Source organism: Streptosporangium sp. NPDC050855 (genome assembly GCF_044456585.1).
Classification (GTDB): Bacteria; Actinomycetota; Actinomycetes; order Streptosporangiales; family Streptosporangiaceae; genus Streptosporangium; species Streptosporangium longisporum.
Genome location: NZ_JBITFY010000017.1, coordinates 113,327 through 135,219 on the forward strand (window position 1 = coordinate 113,327; position 21,893 = coordinate 135,219).

The window sequence follows — 21,893 nt, forward strand, 5'->3', positions numbered from 1 at the left end:
CGATCTCCGTCACGGTCTGCGCCACGATCTCTGTCACGTACTGCCCCTCGCTCGCTCGGACTCTCCCCCTGCGGTCTCGACGGGGGCACGCGTCCACGAGCGATTCCGGGCACGCCGGACCGCCTCGTTCCGCGGGCCCTCCCACGAGGCCCTGGACAACCACGTCACCGGCAGGTCTTCGGACTCACGGGCGCACCGCACACGCCTACCGGCCGTCGCTTCCCGGGCATGGCGCACCCAGTGCTCAATGACGGCTTTCGTTCCCGCTCACCGCTGCGGGGCAGTCCCGGAATCTCACCGGGTTCCCTCTTGCCTCACCCTTCACGGGTGAACCAGCGACGATCAGGATCCTACATCTAGGGCCGTCTGACGCAACCACCCCAACAGGTTGTGTCCGAGGACGTCGCGAGCCCGAGTTCGTGAAGCACGCCCCGGGTCCGGCCGGTCTCGGTGGACAGCCACCGGCGGAAGTCGTCGCCGCCGAGGAAGACCCGGCTCCACCCGTTCGCCGCGCACAGGGCACGCCAGTGCGGCGTGGCGTCGAGCCGCTCGCACAGGGCGATCGCCGCGTCCCTGTCCGCCGGGCTCATGTCGCCGGGCCCCACCAGCCCGCACCAGTCGCTGTACTCCAGCCGGACGTCGAGCTCCATCAGCGTCGGCGCGTCGATCCCCTCGATCCGGCCGCCCGAGGAGACCGCCAGGGGACGCAGCCGGCCCGCGGAGATCCCCGGCAGCAGGGCACGGGCCGATCCCAGCAGGGCCGCCACCCGGCCGACCTTGAGCGCCTCGACCGCGTCCTGGGCGGCCAGGTACCCGGCGTACTCCAGCAGCCGGGTGTCCACGCCGAGGCACTTGCCGATCATGCCGTAGAGCACGTGGTCGGAGCCTCCCTCCAGCCTGCCGCCGATCGTCAGCCCGGCCGGGTCGCGGCGCAGCGCCGCGGCGAGGTCCTCGAAGGCGCGCAGCCGGGAACCCGCCGGGACGACCAGGGCCGCCCAGTCGCCGGCCAGCCGGGCGAGGGGGGTGGTGGCCCGCACCACCGCGGTGGTGTTGGCGATCTCCGCGGCGGCGAGCATCGGCATCGCGGCGACGAGCACCCTGCCCTCGCGTGCGAAGGAGACGCCCCGGGTCCCCGCAACCCCGGCGAGCCCCGGGACGCCGGAGGTGCCGGGGACGACGAAGGCGTCGCGCGAGACGGAGCCCAGGGGTCCGGGCCGGTCGGCGGCCATGACGGTGCGCACCAGCCCCGACCGGACCATGACGGAGGCCAGCCTGCGCGCGATCCCGTCCCACCCGTGACCGTCGGCGGCGGGTTCGAGGAGGAACAGCCGGTCCACCAGCGGGCCCGCGGGCTCGTCCTCCGCCCCGCAGCCCGCGAGCAGCGCGGTCCCCGCCGCCAGCGCGAAGAACCCCCTACGGCGCATAAGCGCCCCTTCCCCCAAGAGCCCCTTATACCCTAGGTTACCTCCATGTCACTTTCTGTCATAGTGCGAGGGGTATGGCCTTGGAGTAGCGGTCCTCACTCCACCGTGACGCTCTTGGCAAGGTTGCGAGGCTTGTCGACGTCCCGCTCCAGCGCCACGGCCGCGTGGTAGGCGAAGAGCTGCAGCGGGATCGAGAGCAGGATCGGGTCCAGCTCGGTCTCGTTCTTGGGCACCACGACGCAGTCGTCGGCCAGCTTGGGGTCGGCGGTGCGGTGGCCGACCATGAGCACCCGCCCGCCCCGGGCGCGGATCTCGCCCAGCGTGGTGAGGTTCTTGTCCAGCAGCTCGTCGTCGGGGACGATCGCCACCGTGGGCATCTCCGGCCCGATCAGCGCCAGCGGGCCGTGCTTGAGCTCGCTGGCCGGGTACGCCTCGGCGTGCACGTAGGAGATCTCCTTGAGCTTCTGCGCGCCCTCCCGGGCCACCGGGTAGCCGCGGACCCGGCCCACGAACATCATGCTCGGCGCCCCGGCGTACTTGCGCGCCAGCTCCCTGATGACCGGCTCCAGCACCAGGATCTCCTTGATCTGCTCCGGCAGCCTGCGCAGGCCGTCGCAGATCCGCCGGCCGTCGGCCGGTGACAGGTCCCGGACCCGGCCCAGGTGCAGCGCGAGCAGCGCGAAGGCCACGGCCGTCGAGGTGAACGCCTTGGTGCTCGCCACCGAGACCTCGGGCCCGGCGTGCAGGTAGACGCCGCCGTCGCACTCGCGGGCGATCGCGCTGCCCACGGTGTTGACGATGCCGAGCACCCGGCCGCCCTTGCGCTTGAGCTCCTGCACGGCGGCGAGGGTGTCGTAGGTCTCCCCCGACTGGCTGATCGCCACGTACAGCGTGTCGGCCTCCACCACCGGGCTGCGGTAGCGGAACTCGCTGGCCGGTTCGGCGTCGGCGGGGATGCGGGCCAGCTCCTCGATGAGCTGCGCGCCGATCTGGCCCGAGTAGTACGCGGAACCGCAGCCGATGATCTTCACCCGGCGGAACGAGCGGGTCTCGCGCGCATCCATGTTCAGGCCGCCCAGGTGCGCGACGTGGAAGCGGTCGTCCAGGCGCCCGCGCAGGGTCCTGGCCACGGTGTCGGGCTGCTCGGAGATCTCCTTGAGCAGGTAGTGCTCGTAGCCGCCGGTGTCGTAGTGCCCGGCCTCCCAGTCGACGGTCAGCGGCTCCTTGGCCGTCTCCCGCGCGTCGCTGGCGAAGGTGGTGAACCCGTCGGCCTTGAGCACCGCGATCTCGCCGTCCTCCAGGTGGACCACCTGGCGGGTGTAGCGGACCAGCGCGGCGACGTCGGAGGCGGCGAACATCTCCTTCTCGCCGATGCCCAGCACGATCGGGCTGCCGTTGCGCGCCACGACCACCTCACCGGGCCGCTCGGCGTCGAGCACCGCGATGCCGTACGTGCCGACGACCCGCTTGAGCGCGGCGCGGACGGCCTCCTCCAGCGAGTCGGCCTCCTTGACGGTCCGGGCGATCAGGTGTGACAGCACCTCGGTGTCGGTCTCCGAGAGGAAGACCACGCCCTCGGACTCCAGCTTGGCGCGCAGTTCGTCGGCGTTCTCGATGATTCCGTTGTGCACGACGGCGATGCGCTCGTCCGCCGACAGGTGCGGGTGGGCGTTGACGTCGCTGGGCGCGCCGTGGGTGGCCCACCGGGTGTGGCCGATGCCCAGGCCGCCCTTGAAACGCGCGGGCATGGCCGCCGCGAGGTCGGCCACCCGGCCCTTGACCTTGCGCATCTTGAGGCCCTTGTTGGAGACCACCACCCCGGCGGAGTCGTAGCCCCGGTACTCAAGACGCTGCAGGCCCTCCAGCAGGATGGGTGCCGCGTCCTTGGGCCCCACATAGGCCACGATTCCGCACATACGAGCGCTCCTTCTATCCGTGGACGATCCTGCGCGACTGCTATCCGTAGACGATCCTGCGTAACTGGCGCAGGGAGAGCTCGGGCGCCGCGACGCGGCGGACCGCCAGTTCGGCGGCCACCCTGGGGAAGATCTCGTCGTTGACCATCCCCCTGGCCTTGAGCTCGGCGTGCCGGCGCCGGACGAACTCCTCGACGGGCTCGGAGAAGTAGGCCAGGACGTCCGCCACGACCCGCGCGGCCTCGCCCGGCCCGAGCCCGCTCGTCCGGGTCAGATGGGTGATCAGATCCTCGTGCTGATGCCGCGCCATGGACACAGAGCAGGACCCTACGCATCCGGAGAAGAGAACAACAAGTTTTCTGCCCGATTTCGGGCAGAGAATCTCTTCGAATCTCAACCCTGTCAGAATGCGCGACAATCGGTAATCTCTGGTAACTCTAGGTAGTGAACGGAGAGAGAGGAACACCACCATGCGCCGCCTGCCGGGAACCGCCCTCGTCGCCGCTCTCGCCGTCCTGGTCTCGGTCGTTCCCGCGCGAGCGGAACGTTCCGGCGGGCAGGCGGCAGTACCCCCGGCACCCCAGGCACCCCAGGCACCCTCCACGCCCTACGCCCCCGGGACGGCACCGGCGGGCCGGCAGGCCGCCTTCGCCGCGGCGGCACGGGCGTACGGGGTGCCGGAGAGCGTGCTGCTCGGGGTCTCCTACCTGGAGTCACGATGGGACGGCCACGCGGGGCGGCCCAGCGTCTCGGCCGGGTACGGGCCGATGCACCTGGTCGACGGCCGGGCGGAGCGGGGGCACCCGCACGGCGCGGGCGAGGACCCGCGCGGCGACGAGCGCAGGCCGCGCGTGATCCCGATCCCGCCCGTCACGCCGTCCACGCCGGAGGACACCCTGCGACGGGCCTCGGAGCTGTCCGGCATCTCCCCCGACCGGCTGCGCCGGGACCCTGCCGCCAACATCATGGGCGGTGCCGCGCTGCTCGCCGCCTACCAGCGCGCCACCGGCGGCGACCCGGACGCCGGGCCCGCGGGCTGGTACGGGGCCGTGGCCCGCTACTCCGGTCCCCTCGGCGGAACCCCGGACACGAGGACCCCGGACACGAGGACCCCGGACACGAGGACCCCGGACGGGGAGGCGGTCCTGACGGAGGCGGCGCGTTCCTTCGCCGACGAGGTCTACGCGACGATCCGCGCCGGTGTAGCGCGCGTGACCGACGACGGCGAGCCGATGGTCCTGCCCGCGAAACCCGGCCTGGCGCCCAGGACCCCGCCCGTCCGGACCTCGCCCGCCCCGCCCGCCACGACCCCGCCCGCCCGGACGCCCTCCCCCCGGACGGCACAGCGCCGCGCCCCCGATCCCGCGCCCACCGGCGCCCCCGCCACCGCACGCCCTGCCACCGCGCGACCCGCCACCGTGCGGCCGGCCGCGGTGCGACCCGCCGCGGTGCGGTCCACCGGACGACCCGCACGGCCCGCACGACCCGTCGCGGTCCGGCCCCCCGCGACGGCACGGCCGCCCGTCACGGCGGGCACCGCCGTCGTACGGCCGCCCGCAGCCGTACGGCCCCCCGTCGTGCGGCCACCGGTGGCCGTACGCCCAACCGCCGCACGCCCGCCCGCGGCACGACCCCCCGCGGCCGTGCCGCCCATCGGGCCCGACTGCCCCAGGAGCGTCTCCTGCGAGTGGCTTCCCGCCGTCTACCAGCGGCTCAAGGGCGGCGGGTACGGCAACCACGACCGCGTCGAGGGCGGGCGGCAGATCGACTACATCGTGATCCACGACGGCGAGACCACCTACGACGCCATGACCCGCCTGGCCAAGAACCCCGACTACCTGAGCTGGCACTTCACCATCCGCTCCCGCGACGGTCACATCGCCCAGCACCTGCGGGGCAAGGACATCGGCTGGCACGCCGGGAACTGGTACGTCAACTCCCGCTCCATCGGCCTGGAGCACGAGGGGTACCTGGCCAGGGGCGGCACCTGGTTCACCGAGGCGATGTACGTGGCGTCGGCCAGGCTGGTGCGCCACCTCGCGGACAAGTACGACATCCCTCTCGACCGGGCGCACATCCTCGGGCACGACAACGTGCCCGGCACCACCCCCCAGACCGTGAGCGGCATGCACGACGACCCCGGCCCCTACTGGGACTGGGGGCACTACTTCGAGCTGCTCGGCAGCCCGCTGCGCGCCTCGGGCGGCGAGAACGCCCGCTCGGTGCTGATCAAGCCCCACTACGCCTCCAACAGCCCGGGCTTCACCGGCTGCCCCGGCGGGTGCCGCAGGCTCGGCGCCGCGTCGGTCTGGCTGCGCACCCGTCCCTCCCCCACGGCGCCGCTGGTCAGGGACGTCGGCAAGCACCCCATCGGCGGGTCCAGCTACAGCGTCTACGACCACGCCGCCCGCGCCTCCACCGGCCAGCGGTACGCGCTCGCCGATCGCCGGGACGGCTGGACCGCGATCTGGTACCTCGGGCAGAAGGCCTGGTTCAGCGATCCGGCCGCCGCCCCGACCTCCCTGCCCGCCTCCGGCCCGCTGGTCACCCCGCGGCCGGACCGCGCCCCGATCAAGGTGTACGGCAGGGCCTACCCGGGGGCGTCGGCCTACCCCAGGGGCGTGCCCGTCCAGCCGCTGGCGCCGCTGCAGTACTCGATACCCGCCGGGCAGGTGTACAGCGCCGCGATGACCAGGCGGGCCCGCTACCTGAGGGCCTCCTCCTACGACACCTCCAGGCACCGGGTCGTCGTCGGGAAGGTCCGCTACCGGCAGATCCAGTTCGGCCACCGGGTCATGTTCGTCCGCGCCTCCGACGTCCAGCCGGTCACCGCGGAGGATGCTTCGCGGTCCGATGTGATGCGCGCATCCGCCCGGCGGAGGCGCTAGAGTTTCCACGTGCTCCGGAGACGCCTCCGGGGGCACGCGGAAGTGGCTCAGTGGTAGAGCATCACCTTGCCAAGGTGAGGGTCGCGGGTTCGAATCCCGTCTTCCGCTCCGGCGGATCCTCCGGGATCCGGCCGGTGGAGTGGCCGAGAGGCGAGGCAACGGCCTGCAAAGCCGTCTACACGGGTTCAAATCCCGTCTCCACCTCAACCGCACGGCCGACGGACCCTCCGGGATCCGGTAAAGTGGTGCGGGCGCCGAGGGGAAACCCGGAGCGGATACGCGGAAGTGGCTCAGTGGTAGAGCATCACCTTGCCAAGGTGAGGGTCGCGGGTTCGAATCCCGTCTTCCGCTCTGATTCACCCGAGGACGATTAGCTCAGCGGGAGAGCGCTTCCCTGACACGGAAGAGGTCACAGGTTCAATCCCTGTATCGTCCACCAGACAGATCCCAGGCCGTCGGCCTGGGATTTTCTGTTTCCCGGACGGGCCTCCGCCGCCCGGACGAGTCCCGGGCCGGGCCGCCGCCCGGACGAGACGATCACCGCCCCACTCCCGGACACGGACGACCCCGGCTCCACGCCGGGCCCCACCCCGACCCGGCCCCGGCCCAGCCCTGACCCGGCCACGACCCGACCTCGCCCCACCCCCGGCCCCGACGCGGCAGGGAAGCGACAGGGACGCGGCCGGACCATGCCGGACGCACATCCGGGCAGTTGTTACGATCGCCTTTCCGGTCCGCGCCATCCATCCGGGAAAGAGGCACCATGGAAGGACGCACGACCTGAAACCCGGTTAATCGCTATGCTCGTGAAACACGGCAAAGGGGGCGAGCCTGTGCAGCGCGTGGTGGTCGATCCGGAGGTGCCCAGGGAAGTCGCCGACCTCTTCCGCCGTAGCGGGCCGATGCTCTCCCGCTTCCGTGCCGGACGGGTGCCACGGCAGACCGGTGACTCCCGCCTCCCGGGGAAGCTCGTCGGAACCCTCGGCGTGTCCACGGCCGCGCTGTCGGCCGCTCTCGGCGTGCTCGGCGGCTCACCGCTGCTCGCCATCTTCCTGATGATCATGCTGGGTGGTCTCTCCCTGGTCATCCTGAGCGTGGTGTACATCGCCAGGAAGCCCTCCTCCGTCGACTCCGTCGAGCGCGTGCTGTACCGGCACTGCCTGGACTGGCAGGGGCGTTTCCTGATCCTGGAGGACTTCGACCACGACTCCAGGCACCTGCTCGGCCGGGTCCAGCGGGCCATCGACTTCATCGTGAAGTCCCGTACCAACTCCCTGGGCATGCTCGACAGCGTCCGCAACTCCGTGATGCTCCCGGCCGAGGAGTGGGAGATCGCCCGGCTGCTGACGAAGCTCTCCGCGCTGCGCGCCAGGCACCGCCACCTGGCCAGGGGCGGCAGGAGCCCGGAGGTGGTCGCGGCCATGGCCCCGCTGGAGCGCGCCCTGGCCGCCAGCGAGGCCGCGGTGACCGCGCGGGTGGAGGCGCTGGAACGGTACGCGCGCCACGTGGCCGACGCCGATCGCGCCCTTCTCTCCCAGGGACAGATCGAGGTCCTCAAGGCCCACCTGCCCGAATACGAGCAGCTCGTCGCCGAGGCGGGCGCCGCGACTTTCGCCCTGCCGGAGATCGGGTATCTCAGTGACGACGCCGCCATGCTCCGGCAGGCGCTGCGCGAGAGCGTACGCTCGGCACACGAGGCGTTCCGGCATCTCGACGGCTGATGTGAACACGTAGAGGTCCTGACTGATACGGAGGGCGAGCCTGTGCGGCGCGTGGTGGTCGATCCCGAAGTTCCCGCCCACGTCGCCGACCTGTTCCGCCGACACGGATCGATGCTGTCGCGCATCCGGGCCGGGTGGAGTCCCGAGCCGCCGTCGTCCGCCTCCCGCCTGCCGGGCCGTTTCCTGCAGGCGGGCGGCGCGCTGTCGGCGCTGCTGCTGGTGACGCTGCTGTTCCTGCTGGACGTGGGGCAGCTGTTCTTCTTCGTCGTGGCGCTGCTGCTGTTCGTGGTCTTCGTCGGTCTCCTGGCCGCTCCCGACCCCGTGGACCTGGAGTCGGAGGAGACCGAGCTGTACCGCGAGGCCCGCTGGTTCGAGGGCCGTTACCTGCTGGCCGAGGACTTCGACCACGACGCCGGACGGCTGCTCGACCGCGCCCAGCAGGCGATCGACTTCATCCTGCACTCCCAGGTCAACGCCACCGGGCTGCTGGACGACGCGCGCAACTCGGTGATGCTCCCCGCGCAGGAGTGGGAGATCGCCCGGTTGCTCACCAAGCTCTCCGCCCTGCGGAACGAGCACCGGGAGTTCGCCTACGGCGGCAGCACGCCGGAGGTGGCCGCGGCCATGGCCCCGCTGGAACGTGCCCTGGTCGCCAGCGAGGCCGCGGTGACCGCGCGGGTGGAGGCGCTGGAACGCTACGCGGGCCACGTCGCCGACGCCGATCGGGCGTTGCGGGCCCACGAGCAGATCGCGGTGCTCCGCTCGCGGCTCCCCCGCTACGAGGAGCTGCTGGCCGAGTCCGGCGCGGACGCCTTCGCCGTACCGGAGATAGGGCGGCTGGCCGAGGACGCCGGGCACCTGGAGCAGGCGCTGCGCGACAGCGTCCGTTCGGCGCAGGAGGCCTTCCGCTACCTCGACGGCCCTTCCGCACCGCCCCCCGCCGATCCTCCCGCCGATCCCCCGGCTCCCGCCGACCGCCCGCCGCCCACCGACCCCCCGGCCTCTTCCCCGGCCTCCTGAGCGAACGCCGCGTCCGGGCAGGTCGCCCTTGTCAGCGAGGACGAAGAAGGCGAGGATAACTCGCATTCTCTGGAGGTGACATGCGGATCCGCCTGGACGTGGCGCTCGGCGTGGTGGTCCTGACGGACGTGCTCAGGGTCTTCCTGCCGTCGCTGATCACACTCTTCGGCCGGGCGGGGAGCACTCCCGCCGAGCTGATGGGCCTGTTCGCCCTCGCCTGGTTCGTCCTGGCCTTCCTGACCGTCCCGCTGGCCAGGAGGGTCAGGCCGCCGCTGATCGCGCTGGCCGCCGGTGGGGCGCTGCTCCTGGCCCGGCTGGTCCTGCAGCTGACCGACGGAGGGGGCGTCCAGCTCTACGTGGCCTGCCTGGGCCTGCTGGCCGGGCTGGTCTGGCTGACGGCGACCGCGATGACCGCCCTGGACGCCCGGCCGGTGATGGCCGGGGTGATCGCCGGTCTCGCGGCCTCCACGGTGATCCACGCGGCGCTGGACGGCATCGACCTGATGTGGCGGCCTGGACCGGTCCCGTGGCTGCTGCTCCTGGTGGAGCTGTGCGTCTTCGGCGGGCTCCTGATCCGGGCGGTGCCCCCGGACGAGGAGTACTCCGGCGCCCCGCGCGCCTGGCTCGCGATCGGCCCCGCCCTGCTGCTGTGGGGGCTGTACACGGGCAACACCGCGCACGCCCAGGCGGCGACGGACTCGGCCCAGCAGGCCGCCGCCGTGGTCGTGGCGGCGTTCGCGGTGGTGTCGGCGCTGCCCGCCGCGCTGCCGGTGCTGCGCCGCCCGCTGATCCCCGCGATCGCGCTGGTCGCCTCGGCGGTGGCGTTCACCCTGGGCAGGGCCACCGTGGACGGGGTCCACGGGGTGGCGCCCGGCTGGACGATCGTCGCGCAGATCGTCGGCCAGGTCGCGCTGGGCGCCTGCCTGGCGCACGCCGCGACGTCCTTCGGCCCGGACCGCCCGGCCCGGCGCGGCCTGGCCGCGGCCGGGGGCATGCTGCTCTTCTTCGTGTTCGTCTTCGGGTACTACGCCGCCTACGACCTCTACCTGCCCAACGGGTGGGTGCCGGTCTCCGCGGCGCTCGTCGTCGCGGTCCTGGCCGTGGTGGGCGGCTCCGGCCTGCCCCGCCTGTCCTACGACCGGCGGTTCGCGGCGGTCGCCACGACCGCGGTCGTCCTGGTCGCCGCGGTGCCCCTGTGGCAGGGCAGCGTGCCGCGCTGGGAACCCCCGGCCGACGGGCTGCGGGTCGCGGCGTACAACATCAGGATGGGGTACGGCGAGTCCGGCAGGCTCTCGCTGGAGCAGCAGGCCGACGAGCTGCGGCGCCTCCGGCCGCACGTGGTGGTGCTGAGCGAGGCCGACCGGGGCTGGCTGCTCAACGGCGGCCACGACGGGGTGCGGCTGATCGCCGAGCGGCTGGACATGCACTACATCTGGGCGCCCGCGACCGACGAGGTGTGGGGCGACGCCCTGCTGACCACGTTGCCGATCACCTCGGTCCGCAACCACGTGCTGGTCCAGGGCGGCCCGACCGGCGCGCAGGCGCTGGAGGTCGGGCTGCGGTGGCAGGGCCGGCCGATCACCGTGATCGGCACCCACCTGCAGCCCTCGCCGGACCGGAACGACCTCGCCCAGGTCACCCAGCTCGGCGGGATCGTCCGGACCGCCGCCGCCGGGGGCGCCCCGGTGGTCGTGGCCGGAGACCTCAACCTCCAGCCCGGGGACGCCGCCTGGCGGGTGCTCACCGGCGCGGGCCTGACCGACCCCCTGGCCCCGGTACGGCCGTTCGACACCGTCCCGGGCCGGGGCGGCCCCGTCGAGCAGATCGACCACGTCCTGGTCACCCCGGGGATGACCGGGAAGGACCAGGCCAACCCGGACGTCCCGCACTCGGATCATCGTCCGATCGCGGTCACCCTGGTCGCCGGGCCTTGATCGAACCGGGCTGGGTAGTGTCGTTGGCATGACGGGAGAACCTGTACTGGTCTTCGACGGCGACTGCGGTTTCTGCACGACGAGCGTCGGCCTCGCCGAGCGTCTCGTCGGGATCCGCGCGCGGGTCGTCCCCTGGCAGCGGGCCGACCTGCCGGCGCTGGGCGTCACGCGCGAGCGCGCCGAGTACGAGCTGCTCTGGGTCGAGGACGGCCGGGTGCGCGGCGGAGCCCAGGCCGTGGCCGGGCTGCTGATCGCCGCCGGCCTCCCGTGGAGCCCGCTGGGGTTCCTGCTGCGCCTCCCGCCGGTGCGGTGGGTCGCCCACGGGCTCTACCGGCTCGTCGCCGCCAACCGGCACCGCCTGCCCGGCGGCACGCCCGCCTGTGCCCTGCCCCCTCGGGACTCCTCCCCGGGCCCGTCCGCCCCTTCGCCCGGAGCCGGGCCGGCGGAGAACCGATGAGGAACGTGCTGCTCGTCGCCCTGGAGCCGCTCGACGGCACCGGCAATCCGCCCTGGGAGGCGATCGGGCTCGTCCCCGGGGTGCGGACCGCGCTGCTGCCCTGCGTGTTCGGCGAGTCGCTGGAGCGGCTGCGCGCCGCGGTCTGCGAGCACGACCCCGCGGTGGTGGTCTGCGTCGGGCAGGCCGGTGGCCGGCCGGACGTGACGCTGGAGCGGGTGGCCGTGAACCTGGACGACGCCCGGGTCCCGGACGCCGCGGGCAGGCGGCCGATCGACCGCCCGGTGGTGCCCGGCGGCCCCGCGGCCTACTTCGCCACGCTGCCGGTGAAGGCCTGCGCGGCGGCGGCCCGGGCGACCGGGGTGCCCGCGAGCGTCTCGCAGAGCGCCGGCACGTTCGTGTGCAACCACGTCTTCTACGGCCTCATGCACCTGATCGCCACCGAACGGCCGCAGGTCCGGGGCGGCCTCGTGCACGTGCCGTTCTCCCCCGGGCAGGTCCTCGACGGCGCCACCCCCTCGATGCCCGTCCCGGTGGTCGCCCAGGCGCTCACCGCGATCGTGACGACCGCCGTCTCCGTCTCCCTGGGCGGCGACCTCCGCCTGGTCGGCGGCTCCCTGCACTGACCCGGACGCGCCGCTCCGGCCGGAGCGGCGCGTCCCCCGCCGGAGCGGTACGTCCTCCGGCCGGGCCCGGTCAGAGCGGTACGCCGAACACCGCCCGCCTGCCGACGAACTCGCTCACGGTCCACAGCGTGCGCCGGTCGCGGACGCAGGTGAGGTCCTCCGGGCCCACCGCGTAGGACCGCCTGGCCGGTGTGTCGCCGACGACGATCAGGGTGCCGTTCGCGGCGGCGCCCGCGCTCTGGCTGAGGTACCAGGTGCCGTTGTGGGAGAGCGCGCCCTGGATCTTCCGCGCGGGCAGCGCGTAGGCGTCCACCGCCTGGACGACGCCCCCGGCCGGGGCGTTCAGGATGCCTCCGGCCGCCAGCGGCCAGCGGGCCACCCGTCCGGTCACCCCGGCCTCGTCGACGTACTCACCGGAGATGAGGGTGTCGGGGGCGGTGCTGCGGTCGACGGCGGCGAAGGAGAAGCGGACGGTGCCGCTCGTGGTGGTCCAGGCGTCGGTCTGCGGCATCACGTACCGGTAGCCGAACGCCTCGTACGCCCCGCCCTTCCTGCCGATGGCGGACGTGCCCTCACCGTCGACCTCGAAGATCTCCCGGACGTCGAAGACCCGCAGGCCCCGCGTGGTGTCGGCGACGTACAGCAGGTCGCCGTACCAGGCGACGCCGCCGGCGTGGACGTTGATCGGCGCGATGTCGCCGTCGGCGGTGACCCGCACGAGCAGGACGTGCCGGTAGCGGAGCGTCGCGGTGTTCAGGAAGGTCAGGCGGACGCCCCGCTCGGCCCCGGACGAGGGCGTGTGGTACCAGCTCACCACGAACACGCTCGCGCCGCCCCCGGCGATCCCGGCGTCGGAGGCGCAGGTCAGGCCCTGGGGGTACCACTCCCTGACCGCGTTGTCGTCGGTGTCGAAGCAGTACCAGTCCACGGGTTTGGGGCTCATCCCGGTGAACGCGCCGGCGCCGTTCCTGCCCTTCCTGACCAGGACGCGGTTCGCCTTGGCCAGGACGGTGGCGAGGGGGACCCGCCGGAGCTCCTTCTCCAGGAGCCCGATCCCGGTCGCGAGGCCGCCCCCGTCACGCCTGAGCCCGAACGGCTCCGTCGACACGGCCTTCAACTGGCTCATTCAGGTCACTCCTTGTCCGGTTCCGCCCGGAAGGGGCGGGCCAAGATGCGGAGTTCATGAGTATGCCTTTACTCAAATCCCCTTGCGGTCAAAGGGGCCAGGTGTGCACGGGCTCACCCGTCAGCGAGAGCTCCCGGTACCGGGCGACCATGCGCGCCCACGCCCCCTGGTCGCCGCCCAGGCGGGCCGTCGCCTCCCGCTGCCAGATCGCCCCGGTACGGCGGCGCGTGACGCGCTCGCGCACGATGTCCAGCGTCCACCGGATCTCGTCGGGTTCCACGCCCATCCTGGCGAGCCCGCTCTCGGCGACCGGCAGCAGGTCCAGGGCGAGCCGCTCGGCCGGGACCTCCTCGTCCAGGCCGGGCCAGCTCATGGACGCGTCCAGGCCGTGGGTCGCGGCGCGGTAGAAGTTGCGGTAGGCCCCGGCGAAGGGGAACTCCTCCACCGGCCGGACGGCCAGGGCGGCGGTCAGGCCGAGCAGGAACGCGGAGTTGGCCACCATGTCGGCCGAGCTCGGCCCGGCGGGCAGGGCGCGCATCTCCACCCGCAGGTGGCCCCCGTCGCCCGGGTCGTAGACCGGGCGGTTCCACAGCCAGACCGTGCCCTGGTGCAGGCGGAGCTCGGCCAGCTCGGGGACGCCGCCGGGGCCCGGCTCACCCGAGTCCGTGATCATCGGCAGCACCGGCTCGTAGTCGCGGACGCAGGTGGCGAACATCTCCTCGATGCCCTGGGTCCAGTTCGACCCGAAGGACACCCGCCCGTCCCTGCGGTCGAGCCGTTCCACGTCCCGGTCGTCGGCGGACTCCTCGAACAGCGCGATCCTCGTCTCCTCCCACAGGTGCCTGCCCAGGAAGGAGGGGGAGTTGCCGCTGACCGCGAGGACCGGCCCGATGGCCAGCTGCGCGGCGTTGTAGACGCGGGCGAAGTCGGCGGGGGTGGTGCGGAGGTGGACCTGCCAGGAGGTGTTGGCGCTCTCCAGGATCATCCCCTCGACCTCCAGCTCCAGTCGCTCGATCCCCTCCAGGCGCACCCGGAACGGTTCGGCCCGCAGCCGGCGCATGCCCCGGGACATCGCCTTGTAGCGGTCCTCCCCGCTCAGCGTCTCGTGGGTGAAGTCGAACTCGCTGAGCGAGGGCAGGATGCCGATCGCCACGGCCTGGCCCCCCTGCGTCGCGGCCGCCTCGTCCACCACGGTCATGACCTCACGGACCTCGCGCACCAGGGCGGTGAACGGCCGCCCGGCGATCGGCAGCGGGGTCAGGTTGGCCTCCAGGTTGAACCTGCCCATCTCCAGGGTGAGCCGGTCGTCACCGGCCGCGGCCTGCACCTCGTGGTTGCGGGGCAGCGGCCGCCCGTCGGGCGTGATGAGGAACATCTCCAGCTCGGCCCCGATGGTCGCCGGCCCCGCGCCGAAGCCGGGCCGCGCCAGCACCTCGCGCAGGGTGTCGAGCTGCTCCGCCAGCTTCGCCCTGAACTGGACGAACTCCTCCTCGGAGTAGCGGTCCTTGTCGACTTTCTGCCCCATCACACCGTCCGATCAGTCGGTCCTCGTCCCGTCTCGTGCCCCCTGCCTCTCTCCCAGCATGACCCCTCTAATCAGTGCTCGGGACACGTCTTCACCAGGGGCTCCGGCTTTCCGCGGGACGCGGGTGATCGCACGGCCACCCCGGCCGTCCCGCGTCCCCTCCCCCGCACGCCCGCGGGCGCCTCCCCGGAGCGTCGCGCGTCCCCTCCCCGGATCGTCCGCGGCCACCTTCCCGGAGCGTCGCGACACCTGCCCCGGCGGCCCCACCTGCACCTTCCCCCGGCGTCCGCGGGCGTCGACAATGGTGCGGGGCCGCGGGCCGGCGGGGCCGGGCGGACCGGCCCCGCCCGGCCGGGATCCGCGGCCGGTCCGAGCCCGAGAAGGGGGTACGCGGGTGCGAGCGGTGGTCTTCGACGCTTTCGGAGCCGATCCCGAGGTCCGGGAGGTGACCGCCCCGGAGCCTCCGCCCGGCGGAGCGGTGATCCGGGTGGAGGCGACCGGCCTGTGCCGGAGCGACTGGCACGGCTGGCAGGGGCACGACCCGGACATCCGGGTCCTGCCGCACGTGCCGGGACACGAGTTCTCCGGGGTCGTCGAGGCGGTGGGCACGGGCGTCGTCTGCTGGCGGCCCGGTGACCGGGTGACGGCCCCGTTCGTCTGCGCCTGCGGCTCGTGCGCGGCGTGCAAGGCCGGTGACCAGCAGGTCTGCGAGCGCCAGACCCAGCCGGGATTCACCCACTGGGGCTCCTTCGCCGAGTACGTCGCGATCGACCACGCCGAGGTGAACCTGGTCCGGCTCCCCGGGGAGATGGCCTTCTCCACCGCCGCGAGCCTGGGCTGCCGCTTCGCCACCGCCTACCGCGCGATCACCGCCGTGGGCCGGGTCCGGCCACAGGAGTGGGTGGCCGTGCACGGCTGCGGCGGCGTGGGCCTGTCCGCCGTCATGATCGCCGCCGCGGCCGGGGCCAGGGTCGTCGCCGTGGACGTCTCCCCCGGAGCCCTGGAACTGGCCCGGCGGTTCGGCGCCGCCGCCTGCGTCGCCGTCTCCCCCGCCGAGGGCGGCGGAGTCGGGGACGCCGTCCCCGGGGCCGAGGTCGCCGCGCGGATCAGGGAGGTGACCTCGGGCGGCGCGCACGTCTCCGTGGACGCGCTCGGCAGCCCCGGGACGTGCGCGGCCTCGATCGAGGGCCTGCGCCGCCGGGGCCGTCACGTCCAGGTCGGCCTGCTGCCGGGGCTGACCGCGCTCCCGATGGGCCGGGTGATCGGTCACGAGCTGGAGCTCCTCGGCAGCCACGGCATGGCCGCGCACGCCTACCCGGAGATGCTGGCGGCCGTCGCCCGCAGGGCCGTACGACCGGAGGCGCTGGTCACCCGGTCCATCGGCCTGGAGGAGGCGGGTGCCGCCCTGAGGTCGATCGGCTCCGTCCCCGGTGTGACGATGATCCTGCCCCGGCGGTGACCCTCCGGGAGGGTGCCGGAACCGCGTAGGGCCGCGGAACACCGCGACGATCTCCATTTGCCGCGATTCACCCGAAGGTGGACATGGTCGTGATTATGATCGAATTCCGGTGTCCCCCGTCCCGGCGTCGGCCCTTCGCGGTCCGGTGCGGCCGGCGACTCGTGAAAGAACAGGTGAGAGGTGAGTTCAGCGGTGGGTGCACCCCAGGGCGTGGACACCACGAAGCCGTCCCCCGCCCGGGTCTACGACTACGTGCTGGGCGGGACGGACAACTTCGAGGTCGACCGCGCGGTGGCCGATCCGATCCTCGCCCACGCTCCGGAGCTGCGCGACCTCGCCGCGGACAACCGCCGCTTCCTCGAGCGCGTCGTGCGGCACGTCGTCGGGGACCACGGGGTCACGCAGATCCTCGACATCGGGTCGGGGCTGCCGACCGCGAACAACGTCCACCAGGTCGCCCAGGCGATCGACCAGAGGACCCGCGTGGTCTACGTCGACAACGACCCCACGGTGCACGTCCAGGCGCAGGCCCTGATCGTGGGGGACGAGAACACCCGTTACGTCAACGGAGACGTCCGCACCCCGGAACGGATCCTCAACGCCCCGGCCACCCAGGAGCTCATCGACTTCGGGCGTCCCGTGGCCGTGCTGTTCGTGTCGATCCTGCAGTTCGTCCACGACTCGGACGACCCGTACGGGGTGGTCCAGCACATCCTGTCCGAGGTGCCCTCGGGCAGCTACGTCGCGATCGCCCACGTGACCGACCACGAGATCGACCCGGTCGTGCACGCCAAGATCGAGGAGATGTACGCGAACGTCCCCAGCCGCTTCTACTTCCGTGACCGTGACGCCTTCTCCCGCTTCTTCTCCGGCTGGGACGTCCTGCCCCCGGGCATCACCACGGTCGGTGACTGGACCGTCGACGGCGCCCCTCCCGGTGAGAGGCGCCCCATGAACGCCTGGTGCGGCCTCGCGCGAAAGCCCTGACCTGCGGCCAGGCCCGGGGGCTCCCGTGTCAGGCCGGTGAGCCGCCCCCGCCCGACGTGGCGCGGCCCAGCTTGCCGTCGTACCGGGACCGGTGCGGGTCGGCCTCGTCCGTCCCGCACAGCGCCACCGCCTCCCCGTAGCGCTGCGCGGCCTCCCGCGCGCGGCCCAGGGCCGACAGGGCGTCACCGGCCCGTTCGGCGAGCGCCGCCTGCGCCGGTGCGTGTCCCGTCCCCCGCGCCGCGTCGAGGGCGGTCTCGCACACCGCCAGCGCGCGCCCGGCCTCGCCCGCGGCGACGAGGACCGTCGCGAGCGCCACGGCCGCGAACACCTCGTAGGCCGCGTCCCCGGACGTGTCGGTGACGGCCCGTCCCCGGGCGAGCGCCGCCTCGCACCGGTCGATCGCCTCGGCGTGGTGCCCGCTCGCGGACGCCACCAGCCCCAGGGTCCGCAGGCACACCAGTTCGGTGTACCCCTCCCCGGTGAGCCGCGCCAGCTCCAGGGCCTCCCCGGCGTCCCGGGCGGCCCGTTCGACTCCCGGCCCGCCGGAGTCGCGGTAGAGCCTGTAGGCGCAGAACGCGCGCAACGCCAGGGAACGCGCCCACCGGTTCCGGTCCACCAGCTCGGCGAACACGGCGACGCAGGTGTCCAGCATCGGCAGCGCCCGGGCCGGGCCGCCGGGCCCGCGGGTGATCAGCGCCGCCATCCGGTGCCGCGCCTCCGCTGCCAGGCGCCGGTCACCGGCGGCGGCCGCGGTGCGCATGATGATGCGCCACATGTCCTCGGCGTCCCGGTCCCGGCCGGCCCGGTACAGGTGGGACGCGAGCCGCAGCGCGATGCCGTACCCCTGCCGGTAGCGGTTCTCCTCGCACGCCGCCCGGATGACCGCCAGCAGTTGCGCGCACTCCCGGGCCAGCCACCCGCCGGGGTCGGCGTCGATCAGTTTCTGCGCCTGCACCGGGACGTGCAGGTCCCAGTGCAGGCGGGCGGGGGGCGGGAAGAACGGCTCGCCGGGGATCGCCGCGGAGGCCCGGTCGGCGAGCAGCAGCCAGCCCAGCAGCAGCCGGTTCATGGTGGTGTCCCACTCGTCGACGTGCTCGGCCAGCCGCGCCTCGGCGAAGTCCCGTACCAGGTCGTGCTGCCGGTAGCGGGGGTGGCCGAGGTCGTCGGCCCCCGCGGGGGACAGCAGGCTGTGCGAGGTCAGCGCCGCCAGCGCGTCGTCGGCCTGCTCCGCGCCCAGCAGCATCCCGGTCAGCCACATCGGCCAGTCCCCGGGCCCGGCGAGGGCCAGGACCCGGAACGCGTGCCGCGCCGGTGGTGAGAGCGCCTCGTAGCTCTCGGCGATGCTCGCCTCGACGGCCAGGTCGCCGTCGGCCAGTCCTTTCAGCCGGTCCTGCAGGCGGGACGCGAGCAGCTCGACGGGCCAGTGCGGCTGGGACGACAACCGGGATCCGGCGATCCTCAGCGCCAGCGGCAGCCCTCCGCACGCCTCCAGCACGGTCCTGGTCGCCTCCGGTTCGCGGCGTACCCGGTCGGTGCCGACGATCTCGCCCAGCAGGGTGAGCGACTCCTCGCCGCGGAGCGGTTGCAGCGGGAAGGACCGGATCCCCGCGCCGTTCAGCAGGGCGCGGCCGGTGATGATGACCGCGCACCCGGCCGTGCCCGGCAGGAAGTGGGACGCCTGGGAGACGCCGGCGGCGTCGTCGACCACGATCAGGACGCGCCGGCCGGCCAGGACCGAGCGCAGCAGCCCGGCCCGGCCCACGGTGGAGGGCGGGAGGTCCTGCGCCGGGACGCCGAGGGTGGCGAGGAGTTCGGCCAGCATCTCGCCGACGTTCGCGGACCGCCCGGACCGGCCCGCCAGGTGCACGAAGAGCTGGCCGTCGGGGAAGCGCGGGCGGAGCCGGTGCGCGACGTGGATCGCGAGCGCGGACTTCCCGATCCCGGGCAGCCCGCTGATCCCCACGATCGGCACGCCGGTGGCGTCCGGTGCCGGGGTGAGGAGCCCGGTGAGCCGTTCGACCTCGTGCGACCGGCCGGTGAAGTCCAGTACGTCCGGCGGGAGCTGCGCCGGGACCGCGGGAAGGGCGGTCGCGGCGCCCCCGGCGCCCGCGGCGGCGGCGGGGCCGGTTCCGTCCGCCTCGATCTGCGCGCGCAGCCTGCGCAGCCGTTCCCCGGGGTCGCCGTTCTCCTCCAGCAGGATCCCGGCCGCGGCGTCGGCGTGCTGGAGCGCGGGGACGCGCTGTCCCGAGCGGTACAGGGCGTTCACCAGGAGGACGTGCAGGGACTCGGCGTCCGGGGAGTCCTCCAGTTCGCCGCGCAGGTCGGCGACGATCTCGCGGTGGTGGCCGAGGGCGAGCCGTGTCTCGAACATCAGGACCATGGCGTCCTGGCGCTGCCGCAGAAGGGCCTGACGGCGCTGCCTCAGCCTCGGGTCACCGGTGGGGACGTCGGCCAGCGGGTCGGCGCCCCACAGGTTCAGGGCCTCCCGCAGCGACGCGACGGCGGCCCGGTGCTCACCGGCCTCGGCGAGGCGCTCACCGGTGGCGACGAGATCGTGGAAGGTGTCGACGTCGACGGTGTCGCCGGGGAGCAGGCGCAGCCGGTAGCCGTCCGGTCCGGCCGGGGGGATCCGGCCGGGGACCAGCAGCCGCAGCTCGGACACGTGGGTCTTCAGGGCCTCCTTCCTGGCGTGGGTGTCGCCCCACACGGCCAGCATCAGCCGCTCGACCGCGATGGTCCGTCTCTCGGACAGCAGCAGCGCTCCGAGCAGCCTCCGCTTGAGGGGAGGCAGCGGCACCACGGCGCCCTCTCCTGAGATCACCTCGACGTGCCCCAAGAGGTGGAAGTCCACGCTCGCTCCCCAGCTGCCCGTCGTCCGGCCGGCTTCCCGTGACCGTGCCGGGACGTGACGACACACCACGCGCGCGGGCGCGCCACCTCGCCGACCTTGATCCTTACCGGATGCTAACCGACCGGTGACCCGAAATGACCCGGCTTCCGTACCGTGCACCCCTCGCCGAACGCATCATTGTGAAGGCGACGGTTCACCTGATGTCTCACGATTCGTCGGGGAATCGCCAGCTCTCCGATTCACGCCTATGCTCGGAGCACCCCGTTGAACGATGACCGCGGCGCCGTCACAGAACCCCGTGCCGAACCGCTCCCGGAAAGAATCCTCCGGTGTCATCGAGACGGTTCCGGAGCGACGACCGGCTCCGGGACCCAGGGAGGGGAAGCCGCCATCGCGGCCTCCGGAGAAGGCGTCCCCGGCCCCACGGCCATCACCGACCCTCCTGTGAGGCGACCCATGAGCATGCCGCACTGGAACGACGACCCCCTCGTGCAGAGCGAGGAGCACATGCCCGACTGGTGCATGGACTACATCACCTCGGCCCACGTCGGCCGCGACGTCTACCGCTCCGGTTGCTCCTGCGACCGCATGCCACTGACCAGCGCGACGAGTCCCAGGGACCTGCTGGACGCGTTCAGGGCGCACATGCGCGACGAGCAGATCCGCGCCCGCACCCTGCTGGAGTGAGCCCCGTCCCCGTGCCCGTTCCCGGCACCGGATCCGGAGCCGGGAACGGTCAGGTGGAGCGCCGGGCCCGGAGCCGCTCGCCCCACCGGTGAACGGCCTGCCGGTCGGCGAAGGCCAGCGCGCGGATCATCTTCCCGCCACCGGCCTCGACGTTACGGCGCAGGCGCCGGCCCATCCGGCCGGGCAACCCGACGGCGCCCGCCTCGACGTCGTCACCGTAGAACGGGGCGAACGCCACCCCGGCGAATCCGGTACGGCTCAGCAGGGTGACCAGCGTCTCGGCCGAGTAGAACATCAGGTTGTTCCGCCTGAAGCCCGTCCAGCCGTTCCCGTACGCCTTGAGCTGCAGGGAGGCGGCGTTCGCGGTGAGGATCAGCATCACCCCGCCCGGGGCGAGCAGGCCGCGGAGACACCGCAGGTCCTCCATGGGCCGGGGCAGCCGGGCCAGGACCGACCAGAGGGTGATCACGTCGAACCCGCCGGCGGCCGCCCCGATACCGGCGGGTCCGGTACCGGCGGGTCCGGTACCGGCGGGTCCGGTACGGGCGGCCCGGACACCGGCGGTCCCGGAGCGGGTGCCGGGCACGGCGAGACGGGCGACGGCGGCCGTCACGGAACCGGCCGCGAGGTCCAGCCCGGCCGCCTCGAAGCCGCGCTCCCGGGCGAGCCGGAGGAAGATCCCGTCACCGGCGCCGTGACCGACGTCGAGCAGCGCGCGTCCCCGTCCCGACGAGAACACCGGGCCGAAGGCGTCCATGGTCAGCCGCCGGCGCCGGCGCCGCCGGTCGGCCGTGCGGTCCGGTGCCGCGCCGTCGTCCGCGCGCGGGACGTCCGCGGACGAAGGGTCCGCGTACAACGCGTACAAGAGGTCCGCGTACAAGGGGTCCGCGTACAGGACGTCCGTGTGCGGGACGTCCGCCGTCGGGGGCCGGAGCGCGGGGTTGCGGTAGAGGAGGCCGCACGCCGGGCAGCGCACCACCCGGTAGCTCCCCCCGCGCCCGGCACCGGCCCGCTGGAACAGCGGCTGCTGGCGGGTCTCCCCGCACAGGCGGCAGGTGACGAACTCCTCGGCCCGCTCCAGCAGGGTCCGCTCGCGGTAGTCCTGGAACCTCATGACGGGGGTCCGCCCGATCCGCAGGCGCCACTGGACCTCGCGGGCGAGCCTCTCCCCCGGGCGGACGTAGGAGCGGTGGTTCCTGGGCACCCGGTCGTAGCGGGAGCCGTACACGACCCGGGAGAGCGCGCGCCGCGCGAACATCGCAGACATCCCTCCGG

The 21,893-nt window shown here is 73.4% G+C and carries 16 protein-coding genes, 4 tRNA genes and 1 riboswitch; of the genes, 13 read left to right on the top strand and 7 right to left on the bottom strand.

What is annotated here, in order from left to right; translation table 11 throughout:
• Positions 1–151 precede the first annotated feature (151 nt).
• Positions 152–352, bottom strand: a riboswitch (cobalamin riboswitch).
• Positions 353–356: 4 nt separating this feature from the next.
• The 3 genes from ACIBCT_RS29980 to ACIBCT_RS29990 form a co-directional block, all read right to left on the bottom strand.
• Positions 357–1,424 carry a tripartite tricarboxylate transporter substrate-binding protein gene (locus tag ACIBCT_RS29980; protein WP_399194215.1) on the bottom strand — a complete coding sequence of 356 codons (1,068 nt, stop codon included), beginning with the start codon at positions 1,422–1,424 and terminating at the stop codon, positions 357–359.
• Positions 1,425–1,519: 95 nt separating this feature from the next.
• Positions 1,520–3,340 carry a glutamine--fructose-6-phosphate transaminase (isomerizing) gene (gene glmS / locus ACIBCT_RS29985; RefSeq protein ID WP_399194217.1) on the bottom strand — a complete coding sequence of 607 codons (1,821 nt, stop codon included), beginning with the start codon at positions 3,338–3,340 and terminating at the stop codon, positions 1,520–1,522.
• 40 nt (positions 3,341–3,380) lie between these two features.
• A complete protein-coding gene (locus ACIBCT_RS29990) occupies positions 3,381–3,650 on the bottom strand; it encodes a hypothetical protein (protein ID WP_344900255.1) in 270 nt (89 codons plus the stop codon).
• A gap of 160 nt (positions 3,651–3,810) precedes the next feature.
• Between ACIBCT_RS29990 and ACIBCT_RS29995 the strand changes: the two genes are divergently transcribed.
• From ACIBCT_RS29995 to pcp, 10 genes are all read left to right on the top strand, one after another.
• Positions 3,811–6,228: an N-acetylmuramoyl-L-alanine amidase gene (locus ACIBCT_RS29995; RefSeq protein WP_399194220.1), complete on the top strand. Its 2,418-nt coding sequence runs from the start codon at positions 3,811–3,813 to the stop codon at positions 6,226–6,228.
• A gap of 36 nt (positions 6,229–6,264) precedes the next feature.
• Positions 6,265–6,336 (top strand) — tRNA-Gly (locus ACIBCT_RS30000).
• A 25-nt stretch (positions 6,337–6,361) separates the two neighbouring features.
• Positions 6,362–6,432 (top strand) — tRNA-Cys (locus ACIBCT_RS30005).
• 75 nt (positions 6,433–6,507) lie between these two features.
• Positions 6,508–6,579 (top strand) — tRNA-Gly (locus tag ACIBCT_RS30010).
• Positions 6,580–6,592: 13 nt separating this feature from the next.
• Positions 6,593–6,667, top strand: a tRNA-Val gene (locus tag ACIBCT_RS30015).
• Between the two features lie 394 nt (positions 6,668–7,061).
• Positions 7,062–7,949: a hypothetical protein gene (locus tag ACIBCT_RS30020; RefSeq protein WP_399194222.1), complete on the top strand. Its 888-nt coding sequence runs from the start codon at positions 7,062–7,064 to the stop codon at positions 7,947–7,949.
• A 42-nt stretch (positions 7,950–7,991) separates the two neighbouring features.
• The gene (locus ACIBCT_RS30025; protein ID WP_399194224.1) at positions 7,992–8,969 is read left to right on the top strand and encodes a hypothetical protein; all 978 of its coding nucleotides are present in this window, start codon (positions 7,992–7,994) and stop codon (positions 8,967–8,969) included.
• A gap of 80 nt (positions 8,970–9,049) precedes the next feature.
• Positions 9,050–10,903: an endonuclease/exonuclease/phosphatase family protein gene (locus ACIBCT_RS30030; RefSeq protein ID WP_399194226.1), complete on the top strand. Its 1,854-nt coding sequence runs from the start codon at positions 9,050–9,052 to the stop codon at positions 10,901–10,903.
• 28 nt (positions 10,904–10,931) lie between these two features.
• The gene (locus tag ACIBCT_RS30035) at positions 10,932–11,360 is read left to right on the top strand and encodes a thiol-disulfide oxidoreductase DCC family protein (protein ID WP_399194228.1); all 429 of its coding nucleotides are present in this window, start codon (positions 10,932–10,934) and stop codon (positions 11,358–11,360) included.
• Positions 11,357–11,983 carry a pyroglutamyl-peptidase I gene (gene pcp, locus ACIBCT_RS30040; protein WP_399194230.1) on the top strand — a complete coding sequence of 209 codons (627 nt, stop codon included), beginning with the start codon at positions 11,357–11,359 and terminating at the stop codon, positions 11,981–11,983. Before ACIBCT_RS30035 ends, pcp begins: the two co-directional genes overlap by 4 nt.
• 70 nt (positions 11,984–12,053) lie before the next feature.
• Here pcp and ACIBCT_RS30045 read toward each other — a convergent pair whose 3' ends face one another.
• Entirely contained in the window at positions 12,054–13,109 is a 1,056-nt protein-coding gene (locus ACIBCT_RS30045) for a hypothetical protein (protein ID WP_399194232.1), read from the bottom strand.
• A gap of 88 nt (positions 13,110–13,197) precedes the next feature.
• Entirely contained in the window at positions 13,198–14,634 is a 1,437-nt protein-coding gene (locus tag ACIBCT_RS30050) for a glutamate--cysteine ligase (RefSeq protein ID WP_399194234.1), read from the bottom strand.
• A gap of 394 nt (positions 14,635–15,028) precedes the next feature.
• Here ACIBCT_RS30050 and ACIBCT_RS30055 point away from each other — a divergent pair, with 394 nt between their 5' ends.
• Together ACIBCT_RS30055 and ACIBCT_RS30060 are read left to right on the top strand one after the other, a co-directional pair.
• Positions 15,029–16,093 (top strand): alcohol dehydrogenase catalytic domain-containing protein, encoded by a 1,065-nt coding sequence (locus ACIBCT_RS30055; RefSeq protein ID WP_399194236.1) that lies wholly within the window; start codon positions 15,029–15,031, stop codon positions 16,091–16,093.
• Positions 16,094–16,285: 192 nt separating this feature from the next.
• Positions 16,286–17,080 (top strand): SAM-dependent methyltransferase, encoded by a 795-nt coding sequence (locus tag ACIBCT_RS30060; protein ID WP_399194238.1) that lies wholly within the window; start codon positions 16,286–16,288, stop codon positions 17,078–17,080.
• A gap of 28 nt (positions 17,081–17,108) precedes the next feature.
• Here the strand turns inward: ACIBCT_RS30060 and ACIBCT_RS30065 are convergent, their stop codons facing one another.
• Positions 17,109–19,931, bottom strand: coding sequence for a BTAD domain-containing putative transcriptional regulator (locus ACIBCT_RS30065; protein WP_399194240.1), 2,823 nt, complete (start codon positions 19,929–19,931; stop codon positions 17,109–17,111).
• A 456-nt stretch (positions 19,932–20,387) separates the two neighbouring features.
• Here ACIBCT_RS30065 and ACIBCT_RS30070 point away from each other — a divergent pair, with 456 nt between their 5' ends.
• Positions 20,388–20,618, top strand: a complete 231-nt coding sequence (locus ACIBCT_RS30070; RefSeq protein WP_344900279.1) for a hypothetical protein — start codon at positions 20,388–20,390, stop codon at positions 20,616–20,618.
• Positions 20,619–20,667: 49 nt separating this feature from the next.
• On the opposite strand, the gene ACIBCT_RS30075 is transcribed toward ACIBCT_RS30070, so the two are convergent.
• Positions 20,668–21,876, bottom strand: coding sequence for a class I SAM-dependent methyltransferase (locus ACIBCT_RS30075; protein ID WP_399194242.1), 1,209 nt, complete (start codon positions 21,874–21,876; stop codon positions 20,668–20,670).
• Positions 21,877–21,893: the final 17 nt, after the last annotated feature.

Excerpts from the sequence above, each read along its gene's own strand:
- ACIBCT_RS29980 (WP_399194215.1), bottom strand. The coding sequence starts at position 1,424 with ATGCGCCGTAGGGGGTTCTTCGCGCTGGCGGCGGGGACCGCGCTGCTC.
- glmS (WP_399194217.1), bottom strand. The coding sequence starts at position 3,340 with ATGTGCGGAATCGTGGCCTATGTGGGGCCCAAGGACGCGGCACCCATC.
- ACIBCT_RS29990 (WP_344900255.1), bottom strand. The coding sequence starts at position 3,650 with ATGGCGCGGCATCAGCACGAGGATCTGATCACCCATCTGACCCGGACG.
- ACIBCT_RS29995 (WP_399194220.1), top strand. The coding sequence starts at position 3,811 with ATGCGCCGCCTGCCGGGAACCGCCCTCGTCGCCGCTCTCGCCGTCCTG.
- ACIBCT_RS30030 (WP_399194226.1), top strand. The coding sequence starts at position 9,050 with ATGCGGATCCGCCTGGACGTGGCGCTCGGCGTGGTGGTCCTGACGGAC.
- ACIBCT_RS30035 (WP_399194228.1), top strand. The coding sequence starts at position 10,932 with ATGACGGGAGAACCTGTACTGGTCTTCGACGGCGACTGCGGTTTCTGC.
- pcp (WP_399194230.1), top strand. The coding sequence starts at position 11,357 with ATGAGGAACGTGCTGCTCGTCGCCCTGGAGCCGCTCGACGGCACCGGC.
- ACIBCT_RS30045 (WP_399194232.1), bottom strand. The coding sequence starts at position 13,109 with ATGAGCCAGTTGAAGGCCGTGTCGACGGAGCCGTTCGGGCTCAGGCGT.
- ACIBCT_RS30050 (WP_399194234.1), bottom strand. The coding sequence starts at position 14,634 with ATGGGGCAGAAAGTCGACAAGGACCGCTACTCCGAGGAGGAGTTCGTC.
- ACIBCT_RS30070 (WP_344900279.1), top strand. The coding sequence starts at position 20,388 with ATGAGCATGCCGCACTGGAACGACGACCCCCTCGTGCAGAGCGAGGAG.
- ACIBCT_RS30075 (WP_399194242.1), bottom strand. The coding sequence starts at position 21,876 with ATGTTCGCGCGGCGCGCGCTCTCCCGGGTCGTGTACGGCTCCCGCTAC.